The organism is Ancylobacter vacuolatus (assembly GCF_030813595.1).
Lineage (GTDB): Bacteria > Pseudomonadota > Alphaproteobacteria > Rhizobiales > Xanthobacteraceae > Ancylobacter > Ancylobacter vacuolatus.
Genome location: NZ_JAUSUH010000008.1, coordinates 188,839 through 214,356 on the forward strand (window position 1 = coordinate 188,839; position 25,518 = coordinate 214,356).

The window sequence follows — 25,518 nt, forward strand, 5'->3', positions numbered from 1 at the left end:
CGCTTTTGCTTCCTGTATGGCGCGCGCCGCTACTCGCTCTGGTTGGGCTACAACAGCAAGAAAGAGTTGAACAGCGGAACCGACTGCAAAATGTACTTCATGCCGATCTTCAGGTCCGAGGAGGGCACTGTCACGATGTCGCCCGCCTGCAGGTCCGGGTCGCTGGCCTTTTGCGAGCGTAGATCGGATACGCTGAACTTGGCCACGGCGGTCTTGCCCTCGATGCGGCGGAACACCAGGATCGTGCCGTCCGCCACCTCCTGCATGCCGCCGGCCATCGCCACCGACTGCAATAGCGACATCGGCCCCTGCATCGGGAACACGCCCGGCTTGTTTACCGCGCCGTCCACCGTGATGCGGTGGCTGTTATATTCCTTCACCAGCACCGTCACCTGCGGGTTGCGCAGATAATTGCCGCCCAGCTTGGTCGCGAGGTCTTTCTCGATCTCGCTGACCGTGCGGCCGGAGGCCTGAACATCGCCGACCAGCGGGAAGGTGAAATTGCCGCTCTCGGAGACCTGTACGGTTTTCGACAGATCCTCGACCTTGAACACCTTGATGTCGAGGACGTCGAGCGGGCCGACGCGATAGCCTTCCGAGCCCGGCGTGCTCACGGCGGTCGCGGCGGAAACGGCGGCCACCTCGCTTGCGGGGAGGGGCTCGGACACGGTGCTGACCGGGATCTGGGAGCCGCTGGCCGCCCGCGTGCCGATGGTGCCCCCGGCGGACGAGCTTGTCGGGTCGGAGCGCGTGGCGGAGGCCCGCGACTGGGACGGTGCGGTGGCGCCGGAACTGGCAAAGCTGGCGGTGGAGGCGGCCGGCGGAACGCCCGCCTCGGCGCCCGGCGAGGGGCTATCGCCCGAAGAGGCGACGCAACCGGCCAAGAAGATCGCCAGCCCCGCTGCCAGCGCTGCGATACGCGCGGAGGCCCCCGCGGTCTTCCTGCCCCACCTCATCAAACTTCACCACCCCTATAGGCGCCGACTCCGACGGCGCCCTGTTCAAAACGATATCTCGCGGACGGCCCACCGTCATCTGCGCCGCTTCGGCCGCTCCCACCAGACGCTCGGCCGCGAGACGGCCCTCCGCAAGGTCCGGTGGTCGCTTCACCGTATCATGTGCGTCGCTGGCAAGGATATGCACCCTTCCTTCGCCGATCATCCGCTCAGCCCAGTATTTCGGCCGGCGCCCGAAGCGGCCGGTCAGCGAACCGGAGGTGATCTGCATCCAGATACCGTGCGCCGCCATGCGTTCGATCAGTTCGTACTTCTCTTCTATCCATTTCAGTCGCTCGGGGTGCGTCAGTATTGGCACATAATTCGCCAAAAGAATGGTAAACACCAATTCGTCGAGACGCGCCGGCGCGACGTTGTGCGGCGGTTCCACCAGAACATAGCGTGTGTCGCCGAGGGTCAGCAGCCTTCCCTTGCGCAGTTCATCGACGAAGTCAGGCACCACATGGTTGTCGGCGCCGGGAATGAGGATGAGCGGCACGCCCGCCTCATCCAGCACCTGCTGGAGCGCGTCGACCGCGCGGCGGATCGCCTCGCCCTCATTATGGTAGACGCCGGGCAGGATGTGGGGCGTGCAGGCCACGATCTCCACGCCCTGGGCGACATGCATCCGCGCCATCTCGACGGAAACGGAAAGATCGGCGGCACCGTCATCGATGCCGGGCAGGATGTGGTTGTGCAGGTCAATCATCGGCCGAATATGAACCGCAGGCGTGCGACATTGTCCCGGCGGGCGCCGTTTTTCCCGGTCGAGCCGGTCGTTGCCGACCTGGGCGTATGTCGTTCATGGCGTTGCTTATAAGGTTCGGCTGCGTTTCCCGCAACGGCCGACAGGTTTTCATCGTCATGGTAACTATGTGCCATCAACAATAGGTCCCGGTCTTTCCTAGCGTGATGAATCATTAACCAATATATTGGGGCGCCCAAGAGTAAGCGGATCGGTATTGTTGCATTCCCGTCACGAGAGATGGGATAAGAGGGACTCGACATATGTCTCTTTGATTTCCGGACGTGAAGCTAGTAACATTCTGTAAGGCTCATGCGCCAGTGGTGCGCGCGGGTGAATGAGGGGCAATATGAAGCGTTCAGTGGCGTATGCGGCGGTTGCGGGTCTTTCCTTGCTTGGTATGGCTGGGTCGGCGGTGGCCGATGTCTGCCAGACGACGGGAACGCTGACGGAGGCCGTCGGCACGGTGCTGGTCGATAGTGGCCAGGGCTTCGCCAATGCCAGCGTCGGGGCCTCGCTCAAGGGCGGCGACGTGGTGTCCGTGCACGGCGCCGGCAGCGCCGTGGTCGATTTCGGCAGCGATCGCACCGTGATGGTTCCTGGCTCCACCACCACGGCCCTTCAGGTGCCGGGCTGCGGCTTGGCTATGGACAGTTCGACCGGGTTGGCCATCGGCGCGGTCGCCATCGGCGGCGGCATTGCAGCGGCCGTCGCGCTCTCCGACAATGGAAGCGGCAATGGATTCATCTTCCCGGTCAGCCCCTGATAGAGGCGCTTGGCCCTGTTTCTGAAGCCACATGGTGATTGGGGGCCGGCCTATGTTGGGTCGGTCCTTTTGCTATTCGCCAATGTCGTGCTCGGCGGGGCGACCCGCACCGGCTATCTCGCCGATGTGCTGCTGCAATTCTTCTCCCTGCCTTTTCTCGCCCTGGCGGCCTGGCTCTGGCTTGACCGGCTGACGGCGCGCCCGGCCCGACTGAGCTTCGGGCTGGCCTGCGGCGCCGGGATGGCGGTGGTCGGCCTTCTCATCGCGCTTGCCCAGTTCATTCCCCTGTTCGGCGCCCCCGGCTGGGAGGGACTGTCGGCCCGCATCGTGGCAGCGGGCGGGGCCGGGCTGGAGGGGGCATGGACGGGGAGTTCCTCTGTCGACCCGGCGGCAAGCCTTGCCGCCCTGCCGGCGGTGCTTCCCCCGCTCGCGCTGTTCCTCCTGGTGGCGCTGCTCGACGAGGATCGGCGCCTGCGCTTTGCCGGCTGGGCGGTCGGCTTCGGCATGATGGCGCTTGGGCTCGGCATCGCGCAGGTGATGCAGGGGCCAGCCAGCCCGCTGCGCTTCTTCGAAATCAGCAACCGGACCGAGTCGGTCGGCTTCTTCGCCAACCGCAACCATTTCGCCGCCCAGCTCTATGTCACCTTCCTGCTGGGGGTGGCGTGGCTCGCGGCGCGGGGAGAGCGCGTGCTCTCGCACCGCACGCCCACTACCGGGCGGGCAATCTGGTTCGCCGCGGCGTTTTCGCTGGCGCTGCTGCTGCTGGCGGGCATCGCGCTGGCCCGCTCGCGCGCGGGCATCTTGCTGCTGCTGGTCGGGGTGGCTGGCGTGGTGGCGATGGCGCCGGCGCTGCTCGCGCTGCTGAGCGGGCGCGAGGGGCGCCCGCGCCGGGTGCGCAGTCTTGTCATCCTCATTGCGGCGGGCCTCGTCCTGCTGGTCGGGCAGCTCGGCGCCGAGCGCTTCCTCACCCGTTTCGACGCCGGTCTCGTCGACCAGCTGCGCGCAACCCTCAATGAGAAGACGCTGCAGGCCGCGACCGAGGCGCTGCCTTTCGGTACCGGGCTCGGCACCTTTACCGCCGTTTTCCCCGTCTACGAAGACACCACGCTCTCGCCGCAATATATCAACCGCGCCCATGATGACTGGCTGGAGTTCTTCCTGGAGACCGGGCTGGCGGGTGCGCTGCTGCTGGCGATCTTTCTCATTTGGTATGGTGAGAGGATCTGGCGCGTCTGGTTCTCCGCCGTGCCGGCGGGTGAGGCGCGCCTGCGCCTGCTGCAGCAATGCGCCTCGCTGGCCATTCTGCTGCTGATGCTGCATTCCGTTGTGGATTATCCGCTGCGCACGGCGACCATGCTCGCCTATTTCGCCGCCTGCTGCGCGCTGATGACGCCGCGCGCGAGGGCGGCCGTCGCGGCGGCGGGAGCGTCGAGCGGCCCCGTGCCGCAGGAGCGCGCGGGTCGCCGCCTGCCCGCCTCCGTGCCACCGGGCGAACGGCGGCAGCGTGGGTCGACGGCCTCGGCCAGGATTGCCGCGAGCGGTAGCCTTTCCAGCGAGCGAGTGTAACCCATTGGCCTACGACCTGATCAAGCGCGGCATAGACCTGACCGCCGCCGTGATGATCCTTCTGCTGGGCTGGTGGGTGTTCATCCTGATCTGGCTGCTGATCCGGCGGGAATCGCCCGGGCCCGGCATCTTCGCGCAGCGGCGCATCGGCCAGCATGGCCGTGTCTTCATTTGCTACAAGTTCCGCACAATGAGGGTGGGCACTCCGGAGCAGGGGACGCACTTGATGACGGCCTCCGCCGTGACCCGCATGGGGCGCTGGCTGCGCCGGACAAAATGCGACGAACTGCCCCAAGTCTGGAATATCCTGCGCAATGAGATCAGCCTGGTCGGGCCTCGTCCGTGTCTTCCGGTGCAGACCGAACTGATTGCAGCGCGCGAGGCGCGGGGCGTCCTGTCCATCAAGCCCGGCATTACCGGCCTCGCCCAGATCAACGGCATCGATATGCGCGATCCGGACGTGCTGGCCGAGTGGGACGCGCGCTATCTGGAGACGCGCTCGCTGCTTGTGGACCTCAAGATTCTGATGGCTACGGTTCTGGGTGGCGGTCAGGGCGATCGACTGCGTGCGTGAGCGGGAAGGGTGCTCTCGAGCCGCGCCGTTCCTGTGCTGATGCCGAAAGTTGGAGGGTGGAATGCGTGTCCTGGTCACGGGTGCGGGGGGCTTCGTCGGCCGCCATCTAGTCGCGCGGCTCACCGAAAAGGGCAACGACGTCGTCCCGGTTCCGCGGGAGTGGTTTGGTGGTCCGCCACGCCCCGGCAGCGCCGTGCCCGCGCACGGCGTGGCGACGAGCTTGTGGCGTGGGTGTGACGCCGTGGTCCATCTCGCCGGTCTCATCCCTCGCGGCGGTGCCCTCGACGAGGCCGACGTGCTCAGGGTTAATGTCGAGGGCACGCGCCGGATCGCGCAGGCCGCCGTGGATCTGGCCATTCCGAGGATCGTGTTCGTGAGCACGGCCAGCGTTCACGGCTCGGGTGGCGTAACGCCGCTAGTTGAAACGGACCCGATCGCTCCCGCCAACCTCTACGCCCGTTCCAAGGCGCTGGCGGAAACGGCGTTCTGGGAAGCGCTCGGCCCGGCGCGCGCCAGCGGCGTGGTTCTGCGGCCCACCCCCATCTTCGGTGACGGCGGCCACGGGCCGGTCGCGCTGCTGACGAAGCTGGCGCGGCTGCCGGTTCCGCTGCCCTTCGCCTCGGTTGGCGGCCACCGGAGCATCATCTCGATCGACAGCGTGGTCGACATCCTCGAGCTTTGCCTCACCGGCCCGCACTCCGGCACGTTTCTCATTGCCAATGACGAACCCTTGCGGGCCGGCGACATCATCGCCGCCACACGGCAAGGGTTGGGCCGCTCGCCGATGCTGTTCGATCTGCCCGAAGCGCTGTTGGCGGGGGCGGCACGGCTCGCCGGCCGGGCCGGCCAGTGGGAGGCCATGACGCAGCCCTTCCTGGTGAACACGGATCGAATCAAGCGCGAAACCGGATGGCAGGCCGGGCCGACCAGCCGTCAAAGGCTTCGCGCGATGAGCGCAGCGGGGGGCTCATGATGGTAGTTCTGGGCTGGAAGCCGGGCCCCCCTCAGTAATGGGCGCAAGCTTTGGCTGCCCCAACGTTCGCATGGAACTCTGTGTTTTGTTAGCAAGTTGTTAATACTGCTAATGATGCTTGAGTCTCTTTGCCAGAATCGATACATTACAAGTCCTTACAAGCGCGAGAGTGGTGGCCGGTCATGCTGCCACGTCGTTCCAACAGTGCCGGGCCAATGTCATGACCGCCAGAGAATCAAGAGGCTGCTGGGCAGGCCTCCTCGGGCCATCGCGGCGTGCTTTCGGTGCGGTCAGGCGTCTCTGCCGGATCGGCGCCGTGGCTTGGCCGCACTGCGCAGGCGGCCGGCGAGGAGGGTTCTGCCAATCATTCGTGGAAACCCGGCCGATATGACGGGCGGCGCGCTTAATTATCTGATCGGGCTCAGCCGCGCGAAGAAGCGAGCCGTGCTCTATTTCGTGGACGCCTCACTGCTGACGGCCAGCTTCTTCCTTGCGATGGCCTTGCGGCTGGACAGCTTCTCGCTGGCCTTCGCGCCCGAAAGTTGGGCCGTGTTCGCGATCGTGCTGCCCCTGACGATCGTGCTGCTTCATCTGCTCGGACTCTATCGAGTGGTGGTTCGGCATATTTCGAGCCGCACGCTGCGGGAGCTCGCCATCGGCGCGGCGATTTCGTCGGCCATGCTTCTCGCCGGGGCCAAGGGGCTGGGTCTGTTCCTGCCGCGTTCCGTGCCGATCATCTACTGGCTGTTGGCGATGGTCTCGCTCGGCGGCGCGCGTTTCGGTTTGCGCGCCCTCTATCTCCAGCGCCAGTCGCGCCTGAGGGCGCCCGTGGTGATCTATGGTGCGGGCCGTGCCGGCCAGCAATTGCTCGCCTCGCTCCAGGGGAGCGAATATGCCCCCGTCGCCTTTGTCGACGACGCGCCGGAACTGCAGGGGCGGGACATGGGCGGCTACCGGGTTCACCCGACCAGCGCGCTGGTGGAGCTTGTCGCCGAATACGAGGTCGAGAACGTTCTCCTCGCCATTCCCAGCGCCACGCGCTTGCAGCGCAAGCTGATCCTGGAGCGGCTGGTGCCGCTGGGCCTGCGGGTGCGGACCATACCGGGCATCACCGATATCGTGTCGGGCCGCGCGCAGTTGACCGAGCTGCGGGAAGTGTCGATCGAGGACCTGCTGGGCCGCGACCTCATCCCGCCCCAGCAGGAGCTTCTCGACGCCAATATCCGCGGCAAGGTGGTGATGGTCACGGGCGCTGGCGGCTCCATCGGCAGCGAGCTTTGCCGGCAGATCCTGCGCCAGGGCCCGGCCCGGCTGGTGCTGCTGGAACTGTCGGAATATGCCCTCTACAGCGTCGATCAGGAACTGCGGCAGCTGGTGGCGGCCGAGGACGAGCGGATTCCGATCGTGCCGCTGCTGGCCTCCGTCACCGATAGGCCCCTGATCGAGGGCCTGCTTCGCCGCTTCAAGGTCGACACCCTGTTCCATGCCGCCGCCTACAAGCATGTGCCGCTGGTGGAGCACAATGTGGTGGAGGGGGTGCGCAACAACGTGTTCGGCACGCTGATCCTTGCCGAGGCGGCGCTCGCATGCGGTGTTGGCGCCTTCGTGCTGATCTCGACCGACAAGGCGGTGCGCCCCACCAACATCATGGGGGCCTCCAAGCGGATGGCGGAGCTGGTCTGCCAGACGATGGCGGCACAGGCGGAGACGGTGTTCTCCATCGTGCGCTTCGGCAATGTGCTGGGCTCTTCCGGATCGGTCATTCCGCTGTTCCGCCAGCAGATCGAGGCCGGCGGCCCGATTACCGTGACGCACCCCGAAATCACCCGTTATTTCATGGCTATTCCGGAGGCGGCGCAGCTGGTGATCCAGGCCGGTGCGATGGCGCGGGGCGGGGATGTGTTCATTCTGGACATGGGCGAGCCGGTGCGGATCGTCGACCTCGCCATCCGCATGGCGCGGCTCAGCGGGCTCACCCCGGTGATTGCGGAAGGTAACCGCCGGGAAGGCGCACCACCCGACGGCGACATCGAGATCCGGTTCACCGGCCTGCGGCCCGGCGAAAAGCTCTATGAGGAGCTGCTGATCGGCGGCGTGGCGCAGGAAACCCAGCACCCGCGCATCATGACCACGATCGATCGGTCGTTGACGGCCGCCGAGCTGAACGAGCTTCTCCGACAGCTCGAAGCGGCCTGCGATGCCCAGGACATTCCGGGCATACGCGCGATCTTGAGCGCTGCGCCCACAGGCTACGTGCCCGATGACGGTATCGCCGATCTCTTCTGGCAAGCGCGTGAAGCCGCGCCGCAGGAGCGTCGCCCGCTGCATGGCTAGACGCCGCCCGCCGCCATACCCCGGTAGGTGCGGAAGCGCGCGCCTTGACAATTCAGGCGCCGGCGCGTCGCCTGACGGCGATTGCATGGCCTCCGAGGCCATGCCACAAGCGACCTTGATACCGCCCCGCACGAGGCTCACTCGGCCGGCGGGTCGAGAGGGCAAGACTAGAGTCACCGTCGGCAGGGCCTACCCGGGGCCGGGCGGAACGCCGCCAGAGAGAGCGACACATTGAGCGCCGCAAGGATCGCGACATTGACGTCAGACATTCCCCTCTGGTCCGCCCTGCGTGCCGCGTTTCGCGAATTGTCGCCGCGCCGCCGCCTCGCCATTATCCCGCTGCTTCTCCTCATGTTTGCGGGGGCGCTGGCGGAACTTGTCAGTCTCGGCGCGCTGGTGTCTTTCCTGACGCTGATCGCCCAGCCTGAGCGGATCCAGCAGGCCGGTCGGGTCGGCATGCTGTTCCAGGCGGTGGGTGCCGACACGCCGGTGCGGGTGGTCTGCCTGTCGACAGCTCTGTTCGCCACCGCCGCCCTCCTCGCAATGGGATTGCGGCTGGCACTCATGCGGGCGACGCTCGGCTTCGCTTTTGGCGTGGCATATGAACTCGGGGTGCGCCTGTTCGCCAATAGGCTCCACCAGAGCTACATCTACCATACGCAGGGCAATTCCAGCACCATCATCGCAGCCATCAACAAGGCGCAGATCGTGACCGGCGAGCTCCTGCTGCCGATCCTGCAGGCGGTCGTGTCGACGGTGATCGCGCTGTTCATCATCGCCGGGCTGGTCTGGGTGGATCCCCTGCTGGCGCTTCTTCTCGGCGGGCTGTTCGCGGCCATCTACCTGACGATGTCGGCCATCAGCCAGGTTCAGCTGCGGCGTAATGGCAGGATCCTCGCGCAGATGCAGGAGGCCCGCGTGAAGATCATGCAGGAAGGGCTTGGCGGCATCCGCGACATTCTCATCGACCGTTCGCAGCCCGTCTTCATCGAGGCCTACGACCAGATCGAGGCGTCCCTGCGCGACGCGCGCGCTGCCACGAGCTTCGCCTCGCAGTCCCCGCGCTTCATTGTCGAGGGGTTCGGCATGATCGTGGTGGCGGTCGTCGCGGCGGTGCTGGCGGTGCGGCATGGCGGGCTCGTCGACGCGATTCCCATTCTCGGCGTGCTCGCGCTGGGGGCCCAGCGCCTCCTGCCGCTGCTGCAGCTCATCTATAGCGCCTGGGCCATGTCGGCGGCCGGCCGCCAGTCGCTGATCGATCTCCTGCGGCTGCTGGCGCGGCCTGTGCCCTCGGAGCCCGAGCGGCAGGAGGCGATCACCTTCGATCACGCGCTGGAGCTCGATCGGGTGGGGTATCGTTACGGCGAGAATGGGCGGCCCGTGCTGACCGACATCTGCCTGCGGATTCCGCGGGGCGCGCGCATCGGCATCGCCGGGCAGACCGGCAGCGGCAAGTCGACCCTCATGGACCTCATCATCGGCCTGCTGGAGCCGACCGAGGGGGTGATCCGCATCGATGGCGCACCCCTGACCGTGCATAACCGCGCGGCCTGGCAGCAGCATGTCGCCCATGTGCCGCAGGCGATCTTTCTTTCAGACGCGAGTGTGACGCAGAACATCGCCTTCGGTGTGCGCGATAATGAGGTCGATCACGACCGGGTGCGACGCGCCGCGGAGCAGGCGGAACTTGCCGACGTTATCGAGGCCCTGCCCCAGGGCTATGCCACCCGTGTCGGCGAGCGTGGCATCCAGCTTTCCGGGGGGCAGCGCCAGCGCATCGGCATTGCGCGCGCGCTCTACAAGCAGGCCTCGGTGCTGGTGTTCGACGAAGCGACCAGCGCACTCGACAACGACACCGAAGCCTCGGTGATGCGTGCGATCGAGCGGCTGGACCGGAAGCTTACCATCCTCATCATCGCCCACCGGCTGACGACGCTGGAGGGCTGTGACGAGATCATCCGGCTGGAGAAGGGGCGGATCGTGCGCCAGCCGGTCGTCGTGCACGCGGCGTCAACGGCGGGTCCCTGAGAATGAGGACGCCTCCTGCCGCTGGACAAACGTGCGGCGCGGGGCCTCTCCAGACAAACACGGGCCTGGCTTGCTTGGGTACTGGCGCCGTCTATAGAGAGGGCAGAGAACTGCCGGGGCATTCGCGGCAGTCCGACGCACGGAATACCCCATGAGGATCGCCTTCTTTCTCGGAATCCTTGGCGATGGCGGGACGGAGAGGTCGACGATCCGCCTGGCGAAGGAGCTGGTCGCGCGGGGCTATCGCGTCGATCTCGTTGCCAGCAGCGTGCGTGGCGACATGGTGCGCGAGGTTTCCGCGGGCGTGCGGTTGGTCGACCTGAAGGCGGGGGGCACGGCAAGGGCGATCATTCCCTATATCCATTATCTGCGGCGGGAGGATCCCGAGATCGTTTTCGCCTGCCCCAGCAGCGTCTGCTTCGTTGCGGCGGCGGTGAACGGCACGCTGACGCGGCGCCGGACGGTCATCTTCGTGCAGCATACCTGGGAAGGGGTGCTGCACGGCAGGCAGGCCCGATTCCGCTATGGGCTGCAGCAGAAATTCGTCCTTCCCGCCTATCGCCGCGCCGAGGCGATCATCGCCGTGTCGCACGCCAGCAAGCAGCAGCTTCTTGGCATTGCGGGAATGAGGCCGGAGCGCATCCACGTTATCTACGGTCCGATCTGGAGCCCAGCCCTCGAGGAGAGCGCCCGCGAAGCGGTCACCCATCCCTGGCTCGCGGAGCCGCGCGGGGGGCCGGTCATTCTCGCGGTCGGCCGCCTCTCGCGGGAGAAGGGGATCGACACGCTGCTGCGCGCTTTCGCGCTACTGCCACGCGGACGCGAGGCGCGGTTGCTTGTGCTGGGCGAGGGGGAGGAGCGACCGGCGCTGGAGCAATTGGTTGCCGAGCTCGGGCTCACCGGCCGCGTCTCGATGCCCGGCTTCGAGCCGAACCCCTTCGCCTATATGGCGCGCTCTGCGTTGCTCGTTCTGCCCTCGCGCCATGAAGCGCTCGGAAACGTGCTGGTCGAGGCGATGGCGGTCGGTACGCCCGTCGTTTCCACGAACTCGCCCGGCGGGACGGGGGAGATCCTGGAGCAAGGCAGATTCGGCACTCAGGTGCCCGTCGACGATCCGCCGGCCATGGCGCGCGCCATCGAGGCGACGCTCGACGCCCCGCTTGCCCCCGAACTGTTGCGCGCGCGGGCGCGGGTGTTTTCCGCCACAAGCTCGGTCGTCGCGGTGGAGCAGCTCATGCACGAGCTGGCGGCACGTCGCCGGCCTTGATCGCGGGAGAAGGATCAAATCCGAACGAACTCAACGCGCTCATGCGAAAAATACAGCTCAGTGCTGGATCCGTGATGAAAGACGGTCACTCGGTCGTAAATATCCAGCAAGTTGACCAGGATCAGCTCTGCGGGGGGCGCCCCGGTGAGAACGTGGAATGAGCCATGGCCCAGGTCACCTTTGAAGTGGGGGTGCGGTTTCAAATAGACGTCGTCCGATGAATCGGTCAGCGTCTTTATGAAGGCCTCATCCTGGCTCCAACTCGACAGATACAGGATGCAGCATGCGCTCTTTCGATCCGCGCCGGTCAGCGGAGGATAGGAAAACAGCGCGCAGAGGCTGGCAAGGTGACGTCGTATGACGTCGACCGGAGAATGGACGATCTGCCGAACCTTGCGCTCCATGCCCGGAAGCGCCGACAGGTAGGCATCCGGCCTCAGGACATAGACGTTCGAGGTGAGTACGCTGTTGCCAAGATGGGTTCCTGCGCCCGTCAGCGCGATGACCGCGCGCTTTCTGCTGGAATAGAGGTCCTTCCTGTAGGTGCCGACACCTTCTTCATACACGTTGATACGTGTATTTCGGGACAGTAATTTGAAGAATAACAAATATAGACAATGCTTCAATCCCGCATCGCCGCCGATGAAGAGTTCGTCACCTTCAAGAGCGGCGGCGTAACGCGACGCCAGGCGGAACGATGGGAAATAGCGTGCCGATTTCCACCCCGGACTGATGGAGAGCGCGGTGAATCGGTCGCAGATCACTTCGCCATTCGTGAACGAGCCGATCATGATCATGTGCTTGTCGACATCAGGGCCGAGATCGTGCGCGATGGACAGCGAAAACAGGATCTGGAGAGGCGTCGCGGCGACAAAGACGCAGGTCCTCCGGCCTCCGCCGTCGGTCGAGGTCTTGCCTTCACTCAAAGTCATTGCCCAGCACCGGGGTGTTGGCGGTGATGTCACGCGTGGCGCGTTTGCCCACGACGCTGTCGAGGTGCTTGGGCGCCAGCCCATAGCCGGGCCGCACGCTGCGCACGGCCTCGGCGGGGATGATCTCGCCCGCCTTCACATCCCTCACGAAGTAGAGCGAGCGGCGGAACTGCTCATTGCCCTTCTCGCTGGGCTTGCGGCCGTAATCGACCCGGCCGAGTGCGCTCCAGGCGGTCCGGGCGTCGCGGCACAGCGCCGCCAATTCCGCCGGCTCCAGTGAGAAGCTGTCATCGGGCCCGCCGCCGCTGCGATCCAGGGTGAAGTGCTTCTCGATGATCGCGGCGCCCAGCGCGACGCTGGCGATTGCCGTCGCGTTGTCGAGGGTGTGGTCGGACAGCCCGACCACCAGGCCGAAGCGTGCCTCCAGATCGGCGATGGTGCGCAGATTGTAGTCCTGCGCCGGCGCGGGATAGCCGCTGACGCAGTGAAGCAGGGCAATCTCCCGGCACCCCCCTTCGCGCGCGGCTTCCACCGCCTCGGCGATTTCCTCGGCATCGGCGATGCCGGTGGAGATGATCAGCGGCTTGCCCGTGCCGGCGGCGTAGCGGATCAGCGGCAGGTCCACGGCCTCGAAGGAGGCGATCTTGTAGGCCGGGGCGTTGAGGTCCTCCAGCAGGTCGATCGCTGTGGTGTCGAAGGGCGAGCTGAAGATCGTTATGCCCAACTCCGCCGCCCGCTGGAAGAGCGGCCGGTGCCAGTCCCAGGGCAAGTGCGCTTCGGCATAGAGGTCGTAGAGCGTGCGCCCGTCCCACAGGCCGCCCTTGATGCGGAATTCGTCGCCGTCGCTGTCGAGGGTGATGGTGTCGGGCCGGTAGGTCTGCAGCTTCACCGCGTCGGCGCCGGCCGCGTGGGCCGCGTCGAGAATGCGCAGGGCGGTATCGAGCGAGCCATTATGATTGGCGGACAGCTCCGCAATCACGTAAGGCGGCCCATCGGTTCCTATGGCGCGGCCGGCAATCTCGATCCTGCTCATATTGTACTCCTGACCGTCCCACCCGCTCGCCATTCGTGCTGTAGCAGGCCGAAGTGGACGAGGGAATGATGGGCTCCGTGGATGAGTTTCTGATCGCGCAGCAGCCCTTCCTCAATGAAGCCGAGGCGCCGATGCAGCGCCAGGGAGGCAAGGTTGCCGGTCATGACTTGCGCGTACACCTTATGCAGCTTCAGCGTGTCGAAGGCATGCCCCAGGGCCGCCTGGCCCAGCTTCGTCCCGGTGCCTTTCGGCCGGCCGGGACGGGCATAGAACCCCCAGTCCGACACGCCGTCGGGGGCGACATTGTTGAACTGGGCGAAGCCGATGGTCGTGGGTCCTTCCTCCACGATCAGTCGTGCGCAGTAAGAGGGCGCGTGCGCGAACCACGCCTCGTGTTCGGACGGGGAGATTTCGTGCTGGGTGAACATCGCCCGGCGCACGTCGGGGTGGTTTCTCCACGCCAGCAGCGTGGGAAGGTCATCCGCCGTGAGCGGCCGAACCGTGCAGGTCTCAGCCATGTTGCACCATGCCGCGAACAACCCGCGCCGCGCCCTCGCCATCGGCGATCGCTGCCCCGCCGCGGCTGAGCCGCTGCAGGAACGGGACAAGTGTATCATCCTGCAGATGGTGCTCGATGCAGGCGGCCGCCTCGCCGCCACTGGAGACTGCGACCGATGCCTCCTGCTGGTGCAGACTTTCCGCGATGCTACGTTGGTTTTCCGCCAGCACCAACACGATGCTCGGCAGCCCGAGCGCGCAGCGCTCCCAGGAAGTGCTGCCGGCGGCGCCGATGGCAAGGTCGCTGTCGGTCATCAGCCGGGCCATGTCGGCGACACCGACGCGGACATGAGTGGCGTTGCACATCCGCGCCGCACGGGCCTCGACCTGCGCCCGCCACGGTGCCTGCGGGCCCAGCACCACCGTGATCTCCAGGTCGCGCGGCAGGGGGCAGGCGTCGAGCGCGTCGAGCACACGCTCGGTGACGTTGTCCTTGTCGATGCCGCCCATCGTGACCAGAAGCCGCCCGAGCCGGGGTTGGCGCCGCCGCGTCAGGCTCTCGGCTCGCAGCGCCGCGAATTCGGGCCGCAGCAGCGCGTAACGGGGGCCGGCCAACACCGGGGTATCTATGGGCAGGAAGGCGGCATAGTCCTGCGCCCGGCGGCCGGTATTCTGGTCGAGCAGAAGGTCGCAGGCGTGTGTCCGGTCGGCGAGGTCGTCGATCACCATGAGGTGGCGGCAGGACGGGCGCAGCGCCTCCTCCCAGCGGCCGTCGAGCGCGTAATGGTCGACGACCAGCCAGTCGACCGGCGTCGGGCCGATGGCCGCGCGCGTTTCCCGCGCGTCCTGCGTCCATGTCACGCCGAGCCAGTGCGCATGAGCGGGGCCGCTGGCGTCCTGCGCGGGGAGAGCCTCGGCGGCGGGCAGCGGCCGGGTCGCGTGGCCGCGCTGCGCGATGGCCTTCCTGAGGTCGCCCGGCATGGCGCGGCAGATGAAGAGGCACGTAGCCCCCTCCCGGATGAGCGCATCGGCTAGCGTCAGGCAGCGCATGACATGGCCGGTGCCGATCTCGATCGAGGCGTCGGCCCGGAAGGCGACGCGCAGGCCCTCCGGTCGCGGGCGGCTCATGCTTCGGTTCCCGGCGCCAGCGCACGGAACATCCACTCGGCCCTGTCCCAGTCGTCCGGCGTGTCGATGTCCTGCACACGCTGGCGCGGCAGGGGGACCGGCGCGCTGCCGGGGCCGAAGATGATCTCCTGCGACAGCCAGGCCTCGGCGCGGCCCCAATAGAACTGCGCGGCATCGTGCCAAGTCTCTTCGAGATCCTGCGAGCGAGTGTGGAAATGTTCGGGCTGCAGCATCGCCACTCGCCCCTCGGGCGTGACGCGTAGGGCGCGCTGGATGGGGGCGGCAAAGCTCGTCACCGAGAAGGCATAGTCTGCCCCCGTCTGCTCCAGCACCTGCAGCCCGCGTTGTAGGTCGCTCGCCCGTAGGAAGGGGGCGGTGGCGTAGATGCAGCAGGCCTCGCTCACCGTGCCGCCATGCGCGTTCTGCCAGGCGACGGCATGGGCGATGACGGGGATGGTGCCGGTGTGATCGTCGGAGAGTTCCGGAGGGCGCAGGAACGGCACGTCCGCCCCATGCGCCTGCGCCACCTCGCCGATCGCCGCGTCGTCGGTGCTGACGAGGATGCGGTCGAAACAGCCGGCCTCGCGCGCGGCGCGGATCGACCAGGCGATAATGGGAACCCCGCCGAAGGGCCGGATGTTCTTGCCGGGAATGCGCTTGCTTCCGCCACGGGCGGGAATGACGGCGAGCTTCATTGGACTAGCGCCTCGCGCAGCACCTCCACCACCCGGTCCTGATCGGCGTCTGTCAGCTGCGGATGCATGGGAATGCTGATCGCTCCCCGATAATAGCTCTCCGCCACCGGATAGTCGCCGAGCCGGAAACCCATCTGCCGGTAGAAGGGCTGGGTGTGGACGGGGATGTAGTGCAGGTTGACCATGATGTCGGCCGCCCGCAGCGCCTCGAACACTTTCACATGCGTGGTCGCCAGCCGATCGAGCTGCAGGCGGATGACATAGAGATGAAAGGCCGAATAGCCGTCCGGATGCTGCCAGGGCAGGGTCAGCGGCAGGTCTGCCAGCAACCGGTCATAGCGGCGGGCGATCTCGTGGCGGCGGGTGACATAGGCGGTGAGGCGCTCAATCTGGCTCACGCCCAGTGCCGCCTGGATGTCGGTTATCCGGTAATTGAAACCCAGCGCCACTTGTTGATAGTACCACGGGCCGTCGGATGCGCCCGACATCAGCGCCGCGTCGCGCGTGATGCCATGGCTGCGCAACAGCCCGAGCCGGGTGGCGAGCGCGTCGTCATTGGTCAGCGCCATGCCGCCCTCGGCGGTGGTGATGATCTTGACCGGGTGGAAGCTAAAAACAGTGATGTCGCTGTAGCGGCCATTGCCGATGGGCTCGCCGAGATACCTGCCGCCGATGGCGTGCGAGGCATCCTCGATGATCCGGAAGCCATATTTCTGGCTGAGGGCGTGGATCCGCGCCATGTCGCAGGGCTGCCCGGCGAAGTGGACCGGCACCACGACCTTGGGCAGGCGGCCCTCGGCCTGCGCGCTGGCGAGCTTGGCCTCCAGTCGGTCCGGGCAGAGATTGTAGGTGCGCGGGTCGATGTCGACGAAGCTGACCTGCGCCCCGCAATAGAGAGCGCAATTGGCGGACGCGACGAAGGTGTTGGGCGATGTCCACAACCAGTCGCCCGGCCCCAGCCCCAGGGCAAGGCAGGCAATGTGCAGGGCCGAGGTGGCGCTGTTGACCGCCACCGCGTGCCGCGCACCGGTTTCGGCCAGCACGGCCTGCTCGAAGCGGGGGATGGTCGGGCCCTGGGTCAGGTTCACCGACCGCAGGACCGTGGTGACGGCGTCGATGTCGGACTGGGTGATGTCCTGTTGCCCGTAGCGGATTATTCGTTCCACGCCCGTTTCTCCACAGTCACCGATTCGCCACCTCTCGGCGGCCTTTCCCACCCTCAGGCCGTGGATGGGGATATGCACCGCGCGGGGTCGTTCTGTCGCCCTAAAAATCGCGATGCGCCGAGGCCGGTGGCGCGCGAGAGTGTCCCAGTTGCGGAGGGGGGGCAACTAGGCGATGGTGACGCCACGTTTCTCCAGCCGGCGCGGGACCGTCGCTTTCCCGGTACCAGCGCCCTCGCCGTGGCGAGGGGGGCCGTAGAGACAGGCCAAGCTTAGTGCCGCAATCTGCGGCGTCGTGATTGGGCACACCGTTGAGACCCGTATCATTTGCCTATGAGAGCCGCCCCGTCTTGCCGCCATGGGAACGTGGCTTTGGCCGGCTGACATATTTGCCGCTCCTTGCCGCTGTTGTGCTGCGGGTGGCCTCGTCCCCTACAGCGGATCTTAGCTATATCGTTCTCGCGGGCTATGCGGCGCTGGGTCGTCCCCATGCCATCCGGGCGTTCATTTTTTCCTGGCTCTTCACGCTGATAAACCCGGGCCTGGCCCCCGAGAGTGCATTGGCCGGGGCCGGACGCTACGCGGTTCTTCTGGCGGCGATCATTGCGGTGGTGGCGTTCAGGCCGGCAGTGCGCCGTCCTTCGGACAGCTTCATTTCCGGCACGATGATGCTAGGTGTATTCTTTGCCGTCCACTCTCTTTTGTTTAGCAGCATAGCGGACGTCTCGCTTCTGAAGTGCGTTTCATGGGTATTAACCATGATCGTGGCCCTCTCGATCTGGTTGGGTTTTTCCGACTGGCAAAGGGAGAGAGTGAGTGGCGAGCTGTTCTGGATCCTCGTGGCCACGCTGGTTTTCAGCCTGCCACTGCTGGCGACGCCTGTTGGCTTTCTCTTGAACAAGCACGGTTTCCAAGGCGTCTTCAATCAGCCGCAGGTCTTTGGCGTGACGATGGCGCTCCTTGCGAGTTGGAGCGTCACGCGGTTTCTGTCGCAGCGGCAGCCTTCCTGGATTCTGGTCGGTATCATGGGCGCCAGCGTCTTCGGCATTCTGCTCTCCGAAGCCCGGGTGGCCGGCCTTGCCATGTTCGGGGGCGTTGTGGCCAGCCTCGGCCTGACAATGCTCGTCGGCGGACGGCACTTTCTCGACGTCTTGCCAGGACTGCGAAGCTGGCGGGTCTGGAGCATGGTCTTCCTGTCTGTCGGCGGCGTAATTGTATTCTTTCCCGTGATCCTGGGCCTTATTGACCATTTCCTAACCAAGTCGGGCCGGGCGGATGTCGACGGGCTCGCCGACGCGTACAACACTTCTCGCGGTATTCTCATGCAGCCCATGCTGGCGAATATCCGAGACTATCCTTTCTCGGGTATCGGGTTCGGCATCGGTTCATATCCAATGACGATGGAGGTTGTTCGCGATCCGATCATGGGCCTGCCGCTCAGCGCGGCGGTGGAGAAGGGCGTTATGCCGCTCGCCATTCTCGAGGAGACCGGCATGTTCGGACTTCTCCTCGTGCTCCTCTGGGTGTTCCGGCTGGTGGCGGTGGCGGCCCGAGGTGGGGTGGTCCCTCTTGCCGTGTGCCTTACGGCACTTCTGGTCAATTTGGCCGAAGCATCGATGTTCTCACCCGGTGGCCAGGGATTGCTGGTCATGATGCTGCTCGCGTGGAGCTATTCCTGTGGCAGCGCGAACCAGCCACAGACCAGCCGGCGGCAGGAGCGGCGGGCGGCGATGAGAGGCCCGGTGCCGCTGGCGCACCGCGCGGGCAGGGTCACTCCACGCCCCGACTCCCGCGCTTTCGAGACGAGCCCCGGTCGTACGGCATCTGCGCCCCTACCGGCGCACGACTCGAGTTGGAAGCCCCGTGCCGACCGTTGATAGTTCTTTCGCTCCCGGAAATCCCCGCATCCTCGTGCTGCTCTCACACTATCTCCCCGGCTTCCGTGCCGGGGGGCCTCTGCGCAGCATCGCCCATCTTGTCGACCATCTGGCGGATGAGTTCGATTTCCACATCCTCACCTCCGATCGCGACCTCGGCGACGGGGCCGCCTATGCCGGTGTCGAGGCCGATCGCTGGGTGCCGGTCGGGCGGGCGCAGGTGCGCCACCTGCCGCCGGCCCGGCAGGGGCCGCTGGCGCTGGCCCGCCTCATCCGTCAGACCCCGCATGATCTGCTCTATCTCAACAGCTTCTTCTCGCCGCGCTTTTCCATCGCCCCGCTGGTGGCGCGGCGGCTCGGCCTGATTCCCGCGCGGCCGACCGTGCTCGCGCCCCGCGGCGAGTTTTCCGCCGGTGCGCTGGCGCTCAAGGCCGCCAAGAAGCGCGCCTATCTCCGCGCCAGTCGCGCCGCCGGCCTGTTGACCGATCTGTGCTGGCAGGCGTCAACGAGTTTTGAAGCCGCCGATATCCGGGCCGCCATGGGGCCGGATGTGGCGGTGGCGGTGGCGTGCGACCTGTCCGAACCCAATCTCGGCGCGCCGCCGGGCCATCTGCCGCGCGCCCCGGGCCAGAAGCTGCGCGTGGTGTTCCTCAGTCGGGTTTCGCCAAAGAAGAATCTCGATTTCGCCCTCGCCGTGCTGTCCACCGTCCGGTGTGGGGTGGATTTCGTCATTTATGGCCCGCTGGAAGACGCGGACTATGCCCGATCCTGCCGCGCGCTCGCCGAAAGCCTGCCATCGCACGTGACCGTGCGATGGGCTGGCCCGGTGCATCCTGACGAGGTGCCGGCGGTGTTCGCGGCCAATGATCTGTTCTTCTTCCCGACACGCGGCGAGAATTTCGGCCATGTGATCGCCGAATCGCTGGCGGCGGGAACGCCGGTTCTGCTGTCGGACACCACGCCCTGGCGCGGTCTCGCGGCGGCGGGGGTAGGGGACGACCTGCCGCTGGACGCGCCTGCCGCCTTCGCCGTCCGCATCGAGGCGATGGCGGGCGAGCCTGCCGAGGCCGCGCTGGCGCGCCGCGCCCGGGCGGCCGCTTTCGCGCGCCGGCGGCAAAGGGAGGACGACAACGTGGCGGACAGCCGCACTCTCTTTCTGTCTGCTCTCGCTTCGCGCGCCGTCATGGCATAGGTACAGCCTGCAAGCTGGACCAAGGGGAATTGCATGCAGCATGACCGTGTTCTGATCACCGGCGGGACCGGCTCCTTCGGCCGGACAATGTTGCACGACCTGTTGCAGCGCGGGTGTCCGGAAATCCGCATCTTCAGTCGGGACGAGGAAAAGCAGGACATGCTGCGCAACAGCTTGCGCAGCGCCAATGTGCGCTTTTATGTCGGTGACGTGCGCGACCGCGACAGCGTCGACCGCGCCATGGCGGGCGTGACCCGGGTCTTCCATGCGGCAGCGTTGAAGCAGGTGCCGTCTTGCGAGTTCTTCCCGCTGGAAGCGGTGCGGACCAACATCCTCGGCTCGGAGAATGTCGTGCGCGCGGCGGTGGCGGCCGGTGTGCGCTCCGTCGTCTGCCTCTCCACCGACAAGGCGGTGTTTCCGGTCAACGCCATGGGCATCTCCAAGGCGATGATGGAGAAGCTCGCCCTGGCCATGGCCCGCTCCATCGGTCCCGAGGCGCCGACCACGGTGTCGCTGGTGCGCTACGGCAATGTGATGGCCTCGCGCGGCTCGGTCATTCCGCTGTTCATCCGGCAGATCAAGGCCGGGGCGCCGATCACCATCACCGAGCCGACCATGACGCGCTTTCTCATGCCGCTGCGCGATTCGGTGGCGCTGGTGCGTCATGCCTTTGAGAACGCCCGGCAGGGCGACCTGTTCGTGCGCAAGGCACCAGCCTCCACCATCGCCGATCTGGTCGCCGCGCTAAAGGACCTGTTCGGCCGTCCGGACCATCCGGTCGAGGTCATCGGCTGGCGCCACGGCGAGAAGCTGTTCGAGACGCTGGTCAGCGCGCAGGAACTCACCAAGAGCGAGGATATGGGCGACTATTTCCGTGTCAGCATGGATGAGCGCGATCTGAACTACCGCGCCTATTTCTCCGAAGGCGACGTGGAGACGACCGAACAGAACGACTACCACTCGCACAATACCGAGCGGCTGGATGTTGCCGGCGTCAAGGCGCTGCTGCTGACCCTGCCGGAGGTCGTCGCCGAGCTCGAGGCATGGAGGCCCGTGGCGTGACGCGCCTCGTCATCACCGGTGCCGGTGGGCTGCTCGGCTGGCACTGCGCGGTGCGCCTGCACGCGCGCAATTGCGCCGCGGCGTTCCGTGGCGAGGCGCGGCCCATCGATATGGTGGTGCTCGACCGGGCCGCCTTCCTCGATCCGCACACTCTCGGCCAAGCGCTGGATGGAGCTGACGCGGTGCTGCACTTCGCCGGTGTCAATCGCGGCACGGATGAAGCGGTGGAGCGCGGCAATTTGGAGATTGCCGAGCGCCTCGCGGCGGGCTGCCGCGAGGCGGGAGTCTCGCCCCACATCGTCTACGCCAACTCGACGCATGCCGGCACGGATTCGCCTTATGGCCGCTCGAAGCACCGGGCTGCCGAACGACTGGAAGCCGCCACTCCGCGCTTCACCAATCTGGTGCTGCCCCACATCTTCGGTGAGGGCGCGCGGCCCTTCTACAACAACGTCAGCGCGACCTTCATTCACCAAGTGGCGCGCGGCGAGGCCCCGAATGTCAATCCCGAAGGCCAGGTGCAACTGCTGCACGCCGGCACCGCCGCCGAAGACGCGATCGGCGCCGCCCTCGGCGGGGTGACGGGCACGTTGCGCCCCGCGCCCCGGCCGATGAACGTTGCCGATCTGCTCGCGCGGCTGCAGGGCCTCCATATCGCCTATGCCGCGAACATTTTCCCCGACCTGTCGGACCCGTTCGACCTCGCTTTGTTCAATACCTACCGCGCCGCGCTCTACCCCGACGGCTTTCCCCGGCCGCTGACGCTGAACGCGGATGCGCGCGGCGTGTTGTTCGAGGCGGTGAAGGGGGGCGGCGGTGGGCAGACTTTTCTCAGCTGGACTGAGCCGGGCGTGACCCGTGGCAATCATTTCCACCTTAACAAGGTCGAGCGCTTCCTCGTGCTGGACGGCGAGGCCATCATCCGCATCCGCCGGGTGTTCGGCGGGCCGGTGTGGGAATTTCGTGTGGACGGCGCCGCTCCGGCGGCGATCGACATGCCGACCCTCCACACCCACAGCATCGAGAATGTCGGCAGCAAGCCGCTGCTGACCCTTTTCTGGACGCAGGCGGTGTTCGATCCCGCCGCGCCCGACACTTATGCCGATCCAGTTCTGGGGTGACGATGCTGAAGGTCATGACGATACTCGGGACCCGGCCCGAAATCATCCGCCTCTCACGTGTGATGGCGCGGCTCGACGCGTTCTGCGAGCATCGCGTCGTCCATACCGGCCAGAATTACGACTATGAGCTGAACGAGGTATTCTTCGAGGATCTCGACGTGCGCCGGCCGGACCATTTCCTCGGCACGGGCGGCGGCTCGCTGGGTGAGACGCTAGGCAAGATCCTGATCGAGAGCGAGAAGGTGCTCGCCGCCGAGCGTCCGGACGCGGTGCTCATTCTCGGCGACACCAATTCGGCGATTTCCGCGATCATGGCGCGGCGGATGAAGATCTCCGTCTACCACATGGAAGCCGGCAACCGTTCCTTCGACCGTAACGTGCCGGAGGAGACCAACCGCAAGCTGGTCGACCACATCGCCGATTTCAACCTCGTCTATACCGAGCATGCCCGCCGGCACCTGCTGGCCGAGGGGCTGCCGCATCGGCGCATCTATCTCACCGGCTCGCCCATGCGCGAGGTGCTGGAGCATTACCGGCCCCGCATTGAGGCCTCGGACGTGCTGGAGCGGCTCGGCCTCGCTCCGCGCGGCTATTTCATCGTCTCGCTGCACCGCGAGGAGAATGTCGACCGCGCTGACCGTCTGGGCGAACTCGTCGACACGCTGTCCGAACTGGCGAGGCGCTACGACAAGCCGGTCATCGTCTCCACCCATCCGCGCACCCGCAAGCGGCTGGAGGTGCTGGGCGTCGAGGCCGATGGGCGGGTGCAGTTCATGAAGCCCTTCGGCTTCCATGACTATAATCGGCTGCAGATGAACGCCTTCTGCGCTATTTCCGACAGCGGCACCATTGCCGAGGAGGCTTCGCTGCTCGGCTTCCCCGCCGTGACGCCGCGCGACGCGATCGAGCGGCCGGAGGCGCTGGACACCGGGTCGATCATCATGACGGGCCTCGCCAGCGCCGCCGTGCTGCGCGGCGTCGACCTCGCTACCCGCCTCTTCGCCGAGCGCGAGGCGAGGGGCCTGCCGTACCCAGTGCCGGAAGATTACCAGGTGACCAACACCTCCGAGCGCGTGGTCAGCCTGCTCCTGGGGACGGCACCGCTGTCCAATGCCTGGGACGGCATTCGCGGGAATGATTTGGCGTGAGCGCTGTCCCGTCCTCACAGGCGCGCCGGCCGCGTCTGCTGTTCGTCGCCCAGTGGTTCGACCCGGAGCCGAACCCGAACAAGGGTCTGGCCTTCGCCGAGCGGCTGCATGATCTCGGCTTCGAGGTCGAGGTGGTGACAGGCTTTCCGAACTATCCCGGCGGCAAGGTCTATGAGGGCTACAGAATCCGGCCAATGGTCCGCCGGCAGGTCGGCAATGTGCGGCTCACGCGGCTGGCGCTCTATCCCAGCCACGGCAGCAGCCGCATCGGCCGCAGCCTCAATTTTCTCAGCTTCTTCGCCTCGGCCCTTGTCTACCTCACCTTCTTCGCCCGCCGCACCGATGTCATTCTGGCCTATCATCCGCCGATAACGGTTGGGGTCGCCGCCGTCGTGGCAGGGTTTTTCCGCCGCATCCCGGTCGTGGTCGATGTGCAGGACATGTGGCCGGACACGCTGCGCGCGACGGGAATGATCAACAGCGAGAGGCTCCTCGCGCTGATCGGCCGAGTCTGCCGCTGGACCTGGCGGCGGATGGACCGGGTCATCGCGCAATCGGCGGGGTTTCGCCGGCTGCTGATCGAGCGCGGCGTCGCGCCCGACCGTATAAGGCTGATCCACAATTGGGGCGACGAGACCAATCTCGTCAAGGGCGCGCTCGCGCCGCCGGCCGCCTTCGCCGAGCCGGGTCGGTTTCGTGTGCTGTTCGCGGGAAATATGGGGATCGCGCAGGCGCTGGACACCGTGCTCGATGCCGCCGCGCAGCTGGGCCCGGCCCATCCCCATATCGAGTTCTGCTTCCTCGGGGCGGGACTTGAGGCGGAGCGGCTGAAGCAGGCGGCAGCCGCGCGCGGCCTGGGAAATGTGCGGTTCTTCCCGCGCGTGTCGAAGGCGGAGGTCGGCCCGTGGCTGGCGGCGGCGGATGTGCTGCTGGTTCATCTCAAGGACGATCCGCTCTTCGCAATCACGGTGCCGTCAAAGACGCAGGCCTATCTCGCCGCCGGGCGGCCGATCCTCATGGCCGTGGCCGGAGACGGGGCGGAGCTGATCCGCGCGTCCGGTGGCGGCCTCGCCGTGCCGCCGGAGGATTCCGCGGCGCTGGCGGCGGCGGTGCTGGAACTCGCCGCCCTCGATCCGGCCGAGCGCGCGCGGATGGGGGCTCGCAGCCGCGCCTTCTATGAGAGGGAACTGGCGTTCGAGAAGGGAACGCGCGCCTTTGCCGAGGTCCTGCGGGCGGCCATCGCCGCACGGCGCACGGCCGCGTAGCCTGTGGCGATTCATGCGCCGTAGCCAGCACAGCGCGGCGCCCGCCGCCAGTGGCAGGCCCGAGGACGGCGGGGCGGGCGGTGTCGGTCGCGGCCCCTGCCTTCTTCACTGCGGTCCGGCGTCACACGCGGTAATAGTCACGATACCACGCCACAAAACGCGCCACGCCCTCGCGGATTGGCGTGTTCGGGCGGAAGCCGGTGAGCGTGTGCAGGAGGCTGGCATCGGCCCATGTGGCGGGCACGTCACCGGTCTGCATCGGCAGATAGTTGCGGATCGCGGGGCGGCCGATTTCGGCCTCGATGGCGTCGACAAACTCGTTAAGGCGCACCTTGTCGGAATTGCCAATATTCACCACGCGGAACGGCGCGGCCGGGCTGAGGCTGTCGCCGGCGATCGCCTCGCCGCGCGCGCCGGGCAGCGGCGGCACCGTGTCGATCAGCAGGCGAATGCCGCGCACCAGATCGTCGACATAGGTGAAGTCCCGCCACATGTCGCCATGGTTGTAGATGTCGATCGGTGTTCCCTGGAGAATGCCGCGGGTGAACTTGAAAAGCGCCATATCCGGCCGGCCCCACGGGCCATAGACGGTGAAGAAGCGGAACAGTGTGGTCGGCAGGCCATAGATATGGGCGTAGGAATGGCCCATCGCCTCGGTCGCCTTTTTGGTGGCGGCATAGATGGTGAGCGGCGTGTCTGCCTTGTCGGTCTCGCGGAACGGCATCTCCTCATTGGCGCCATAGACCGAGGAGGTCGAGGCCATGAGCAGATGCTGCACCGGCACCGCCCGCGCGCATTCCATCACGTTGAAGGTGCCGATGAGGTTGGCGTCGATATAGGCGCGGGGATTTTCCAGGCTGTAGCGCACGCCCGCCTGCGCGGCGAGATGGACGATCACGTCGGGCTGGAAATCCTCTACCGTGCGCGCGAGCGTGTCGGAATCCTCCAGCATCGCCTCGGTGGTGGCGAAGGCTTCGTTCTGCGCCAGCATGGCGTGGCGGCGCTGCTTCAGGCGGACATCGTAATAGTCCGTCATGCCGTCATAGCCGTGCACGCGGCAGCCTTGCGCCAGCAGCAGGCGCGCGAGATGGAAGCCGATGAAGCCGGCCGTGCCCGTTATGAAGATGCGCCGCGCCACGCTGTTCTCCCGCTGCCG

At 66.5% G+C, this 25,518-nt stretch carries 22 protein-coding genes; 13 read left to right on the top strand and 9 right to left on the bottom strand.

Annotated elements, in window-relative coordinates; all coding sequences use genetic code 11:
* Nucleotides 1-47: 47 nt before the first annotated feature.
* Both J2S76_RS17105 and J2S76_RS17110 read right to left on the bottom strand, forming a co-directional pair.
* Nucleotides 48-884 carry a polysaccharide biosynthesis/export family protein gene (locus J2S76_RS17105; RefSeq protein ID WP_307062282.1) on the bottom strand — a complete coding sequence of 279 codons (837 nt, stop codon included), beginning with the start codon at nucleotides 882-884 and terminating at the stop codon, nucleotides 48-50.
* Nucleotides 853-1,704, bottom strand: a complete 852-nt coding sequence (locus J2S76_RS17110) for a tyrosine-protein phosphatase (RefSeq protein ID WP_307062284.1) — start codon at nucleotides 1,702-1,704, stop codon at nucleotides 853-855. Before J2S76_RS17110 ends, J2S76_RS17105 begins: the two co-directional genes overlap by 32 nt.
* 436 nt (nucleotides 1,705-2,140) lie before the next feature.
* Between J2S76_RS17110 and J2S76_RS17115 the strand changes: the two genes are divergently transcribed.
* The 7 genes from J2S76_RS17115 to J2S76_RS17145 all read left to right on the top strand — a co-directional run bounded on the left by J2S76_RS17115 (nucleotide 2,141) and on the right by J2S76_RS17145 (nucleotide 11,248).
* Nucleotides 2,141-2,506 carry a hypothetical protein gene (locus tag J2S76_RS17115; protein ID WP_307062367.1) on the top strand — a complete coding sequence of 122 codons (366 nt, stop codon included), beginning with the start codon at nucleotides 2,141-2,143 and terminating at the stop codon, nucleotides 2,504-2,506.
* 9 nt (nucleotides 2,507-2,515) lie between these two features.
* Nucleotides 2,516-4,072, top strand: a complete 1,557-nt coding sequence (locus J2S76_RS17120; RefSeq protein ID WP_307062286.1) for an O-antigen ligase family protein — start codon at nucleotides 2,516-2,518, stop codon at nucleotides 4,070-4,072.
* 4 nt (nucleotides 4,073-4,076) lie between these two features.
* A complete protein-coding gene (locus tag J2S76_RS17125; RefSeq protein ID WP_307062288.1) occupies nucleotides 4,077-4,646 on the top strand; it encodes a sugar transferase in 570 nt (189 codons plus the stop codon).
* A 61-nt stretch (nucleotides 4,647-4,707) separates the two neighbouring features.
* Entirely contained in the window at nucleotides 4,708-5,619 is a 912-nt protein-coding gene (locus J2S76_RS17130; RefSeq protein ID WP_307062290.1) for an NAD-dependent epimerase/dehydratase family protein, read from the top strand.
* Between the two features lie 387 nt (nucleotides 5,620-6,006).
* Nucleotides 6,007-7,953: a polysaccharide biosynthesis protein gene (locus J2S76_RS17135; RefSeq protein WP_307062292.1), complete on the top strand. Its 1,947-nt coding sequence runs from the start codon at nucleotides 6,007-6,009 to the stop codon at nucleotides 7,951-7,953.
* Between the two features lie 255 nt (nucleotides 7,954-8,208).
* Nucleotides 8,209-9,981, top strand: coding sequence for an ABC transporter ATP-binding protein (locus tag J2S76_RS17140; protein WP_307062294.1), 1,773 nt, complete (start codon nucleotides 8,209-8,211; stop codon nucleotides 9,979-9,981).
* 151 nt (nucleotides 9,982-10,132) lie between these two features.
* The gene (locus J2S76_RS17145; RefSeq protein ID WP_307062296.1) at nucleotides 10,133-11,248 is read left to right on the top strand and encodes a glycosyltransferase; all 1,116 of its coding nucleotides are present in this window, start codon (nucleotides 10,133-10,135) and stop codon (nucleotides 11,246-11,248) included.
* Nucleotides 11,249-11,262: 14 nt separating this feature from the next.
* Here J2S76_RS17145 and J2S76_RS17150 read toward each other — a convergent pair whose 3' ends face one another.
* From J2S76_RS17150 to pseC, 6 genes are read right to left on the bottom strand one after another with little or no spacing between them, the layout of a single operon-like run.
* Nucleotides 11,263-12,180 (bottom strand): hypothetical protein, encoded by a 918-nt coding sequence (locus tag J2S76_RS17150; RefSeq protein WP_307062298.1) that lies wholly within the window; start codon nucleotides 12,178-12,180, stop codon nucleotides 11,263-11,265.
* Nucleotides 12,167-13,213 (bottom strand): pseudaminic acid synthase, encoded by a 1,047-nt coding sequence (gene pseI / locus J2S76_RS17155; protein ID WP_307062301.1) that lies wholly within the window; start codon nucleotides 13,211-13,213, stop codon nucleotides 12,167-12,169. Before pseI ends, J2S76_RS17150 begins: the two co-directional genes overlap by 14 nt.
* On the bottom strand, nucleotides 13,210-13,731 hold the full coding sequence (gene pseH / locus J2S76_RS17160) for a UDP-4-amino-4,6-dideoxy-N-acetyl-beta-L-altrosamine N-acetyltransferase (protein WP_307062303.1): 522 nt from the start codon (nucleotides 13,729-13,731) through the stop codon (nucleotides 13,210-13,212). Before pseH ends, pseI begins: the two co-directional genes overlap by 4 nt.
* A complete protein-coding gene (gene pseG, locus J2S76_RS17165) occupies nucleotides 13,724-14,839 on the bottom strand; it encodes a UDP-2,4-diacetamido-2,4,6-trideoxy-beta-L-altropyranose hydrolase (protein ID WP_307062305.1) in 1,116 nt (371 codons plus the stop codon). Before pseG ends, pseH begins: the two co-directional genes overlap by 8 nt.
* Nucleotides 14,836-15,534, bottom strand: coding sequence for a pseudaminic acid cytidylyltransferase (gene pseF / locus J2S76_RS17170; RefSeq protein ID WP_307062307.1), 699 nt, complete (start codon nucleotides 15,532-15,534; stop codon nucleotides 14,836-14,838). The genes pseG and pseF overlap by 4 nt, the downstream gene beginning before the upstream one ends.
* Nucleotides 15,531-16,691, bottom strand: a complete 1,161-nt coding sequence (gene pseC / locus J2S76_RS17175; protein WP_307062370.1) for a UDP-4-amino-4,6-dideoxy-N-acetyl-beta-L-altrosamine transaminase — start codon at nucleotides 16,689-16,691, stop codon at nucleotides 15,531-15,533. The genes pseF and pseC overlap by 4 nt, the downstream gene beginning before the upstream one ends.
* A gap of 395 nt (nucleotides 16,692-17,086) precedes the next feature.
* Between pseC and J2S76_RS17180 the strand changes: the two genes are divergently transcribed.
* From J2S76_RS17180 to J2S76_RS17205, 6 genes are read left to right on the top strand one after another with little or no spacing between them, the layout of a single operon-like run.
* Nucleotides 17,087-18,574, top strand: a complete 1,488-nt coding sequence (locus J2S76_RS17180; RefSeq protein ID WP_307062309.1) for an O-antigen ligase family protein — start codon at nucleotides 17,087-17,089, stop codon at nucleotides 18,572-18,574.
* Nucleotides 18,561-19,766, top strand: a complete 1,206-nt coding sequence (locus J2S76_RS17185; RefSeq protein ID WP_307062311.1) for a glycosyltransferase — start codon at nucleotides 18,561-18,563, stop codon at nucleotides 19,764-19,766. The genes J2S76_RS17180 and J2S76_RS17185 overlap by 14 nt, the downstream gene beginning before the upstream one ends.
* 33 nt (nucleotides 19,767-19,799) lie before the next feature.
* Nucleotides 19,800-20,828, top strand: a complete 1,029-nt coding sequence (locus J2S76_RS17190) for a polysaccharide biosynthesis protein (protein WP_307062313.1) — start codon at nucleotides 19,800-19,802, stop codon at nucleotides 20,826-20,828.
* On the top strand, nucleotides 20,825-21,949 hold the full coding sequence (locus J2S76_RS17195) for a polysaccharide biosynthesis C-terminal domain-containing protein (RefSeq protein WP_307062315.1): 1,125 nt from the start codon (nucleotides 20,825-20,827) through the stop codon (nucleotides 21,947-21,949). Before J2S76_RS17190 ends, J2S76_RS17195 begins: the two co-directional genes overlap by 4 nt.
* Nucleotides 21,950-21,963: 14 nt before the next feature.
* Entirely contained in the window at nucleotides 21,964-23,097 is a 1,134-nt protein-coding gene (gene wecB, locus J2S76_RS17200) for a non-hydrolyzing UDP-N-acetylglucosamine 2-epimerase (RefSeq protein ID WP_307062317.1), read from the top strand.
* Complete coding sequence (locus J2S76_RS17205; protein ID WP_307062319.1) at nucleotides 23,094-24,362, top strand: glycosyltransferase family 4 protein; 1,269 nt, start codon at nucleotides 23,094-23,096, stop codon at nucleotides 24,360-24,362. The genes wecB and J2S76_RS17205 overlap by 4 nt, the downstream gene beginning before the upstream one ends.
* Nucleotides 24,363-24,483: 121 nt before the next feature.
* Here J2S76_RS17205 and J2S76_RS17210 read toward each other — a convergent pair whose 3' ends face one another.
* A complete protein-coding gene (locus tag J2S76_RS17210) occupies nucleotides 24,484-25,500 on the bottom strand; it encodes an NAD-dependent epimerase/dehydratase family protein (RefSeq protein WP_307062321.1) in 1,017 nt (338 codons plus the stop codon).
* Nucleotides 25,501-25,518: the final 18 nt, after the last annotated feature.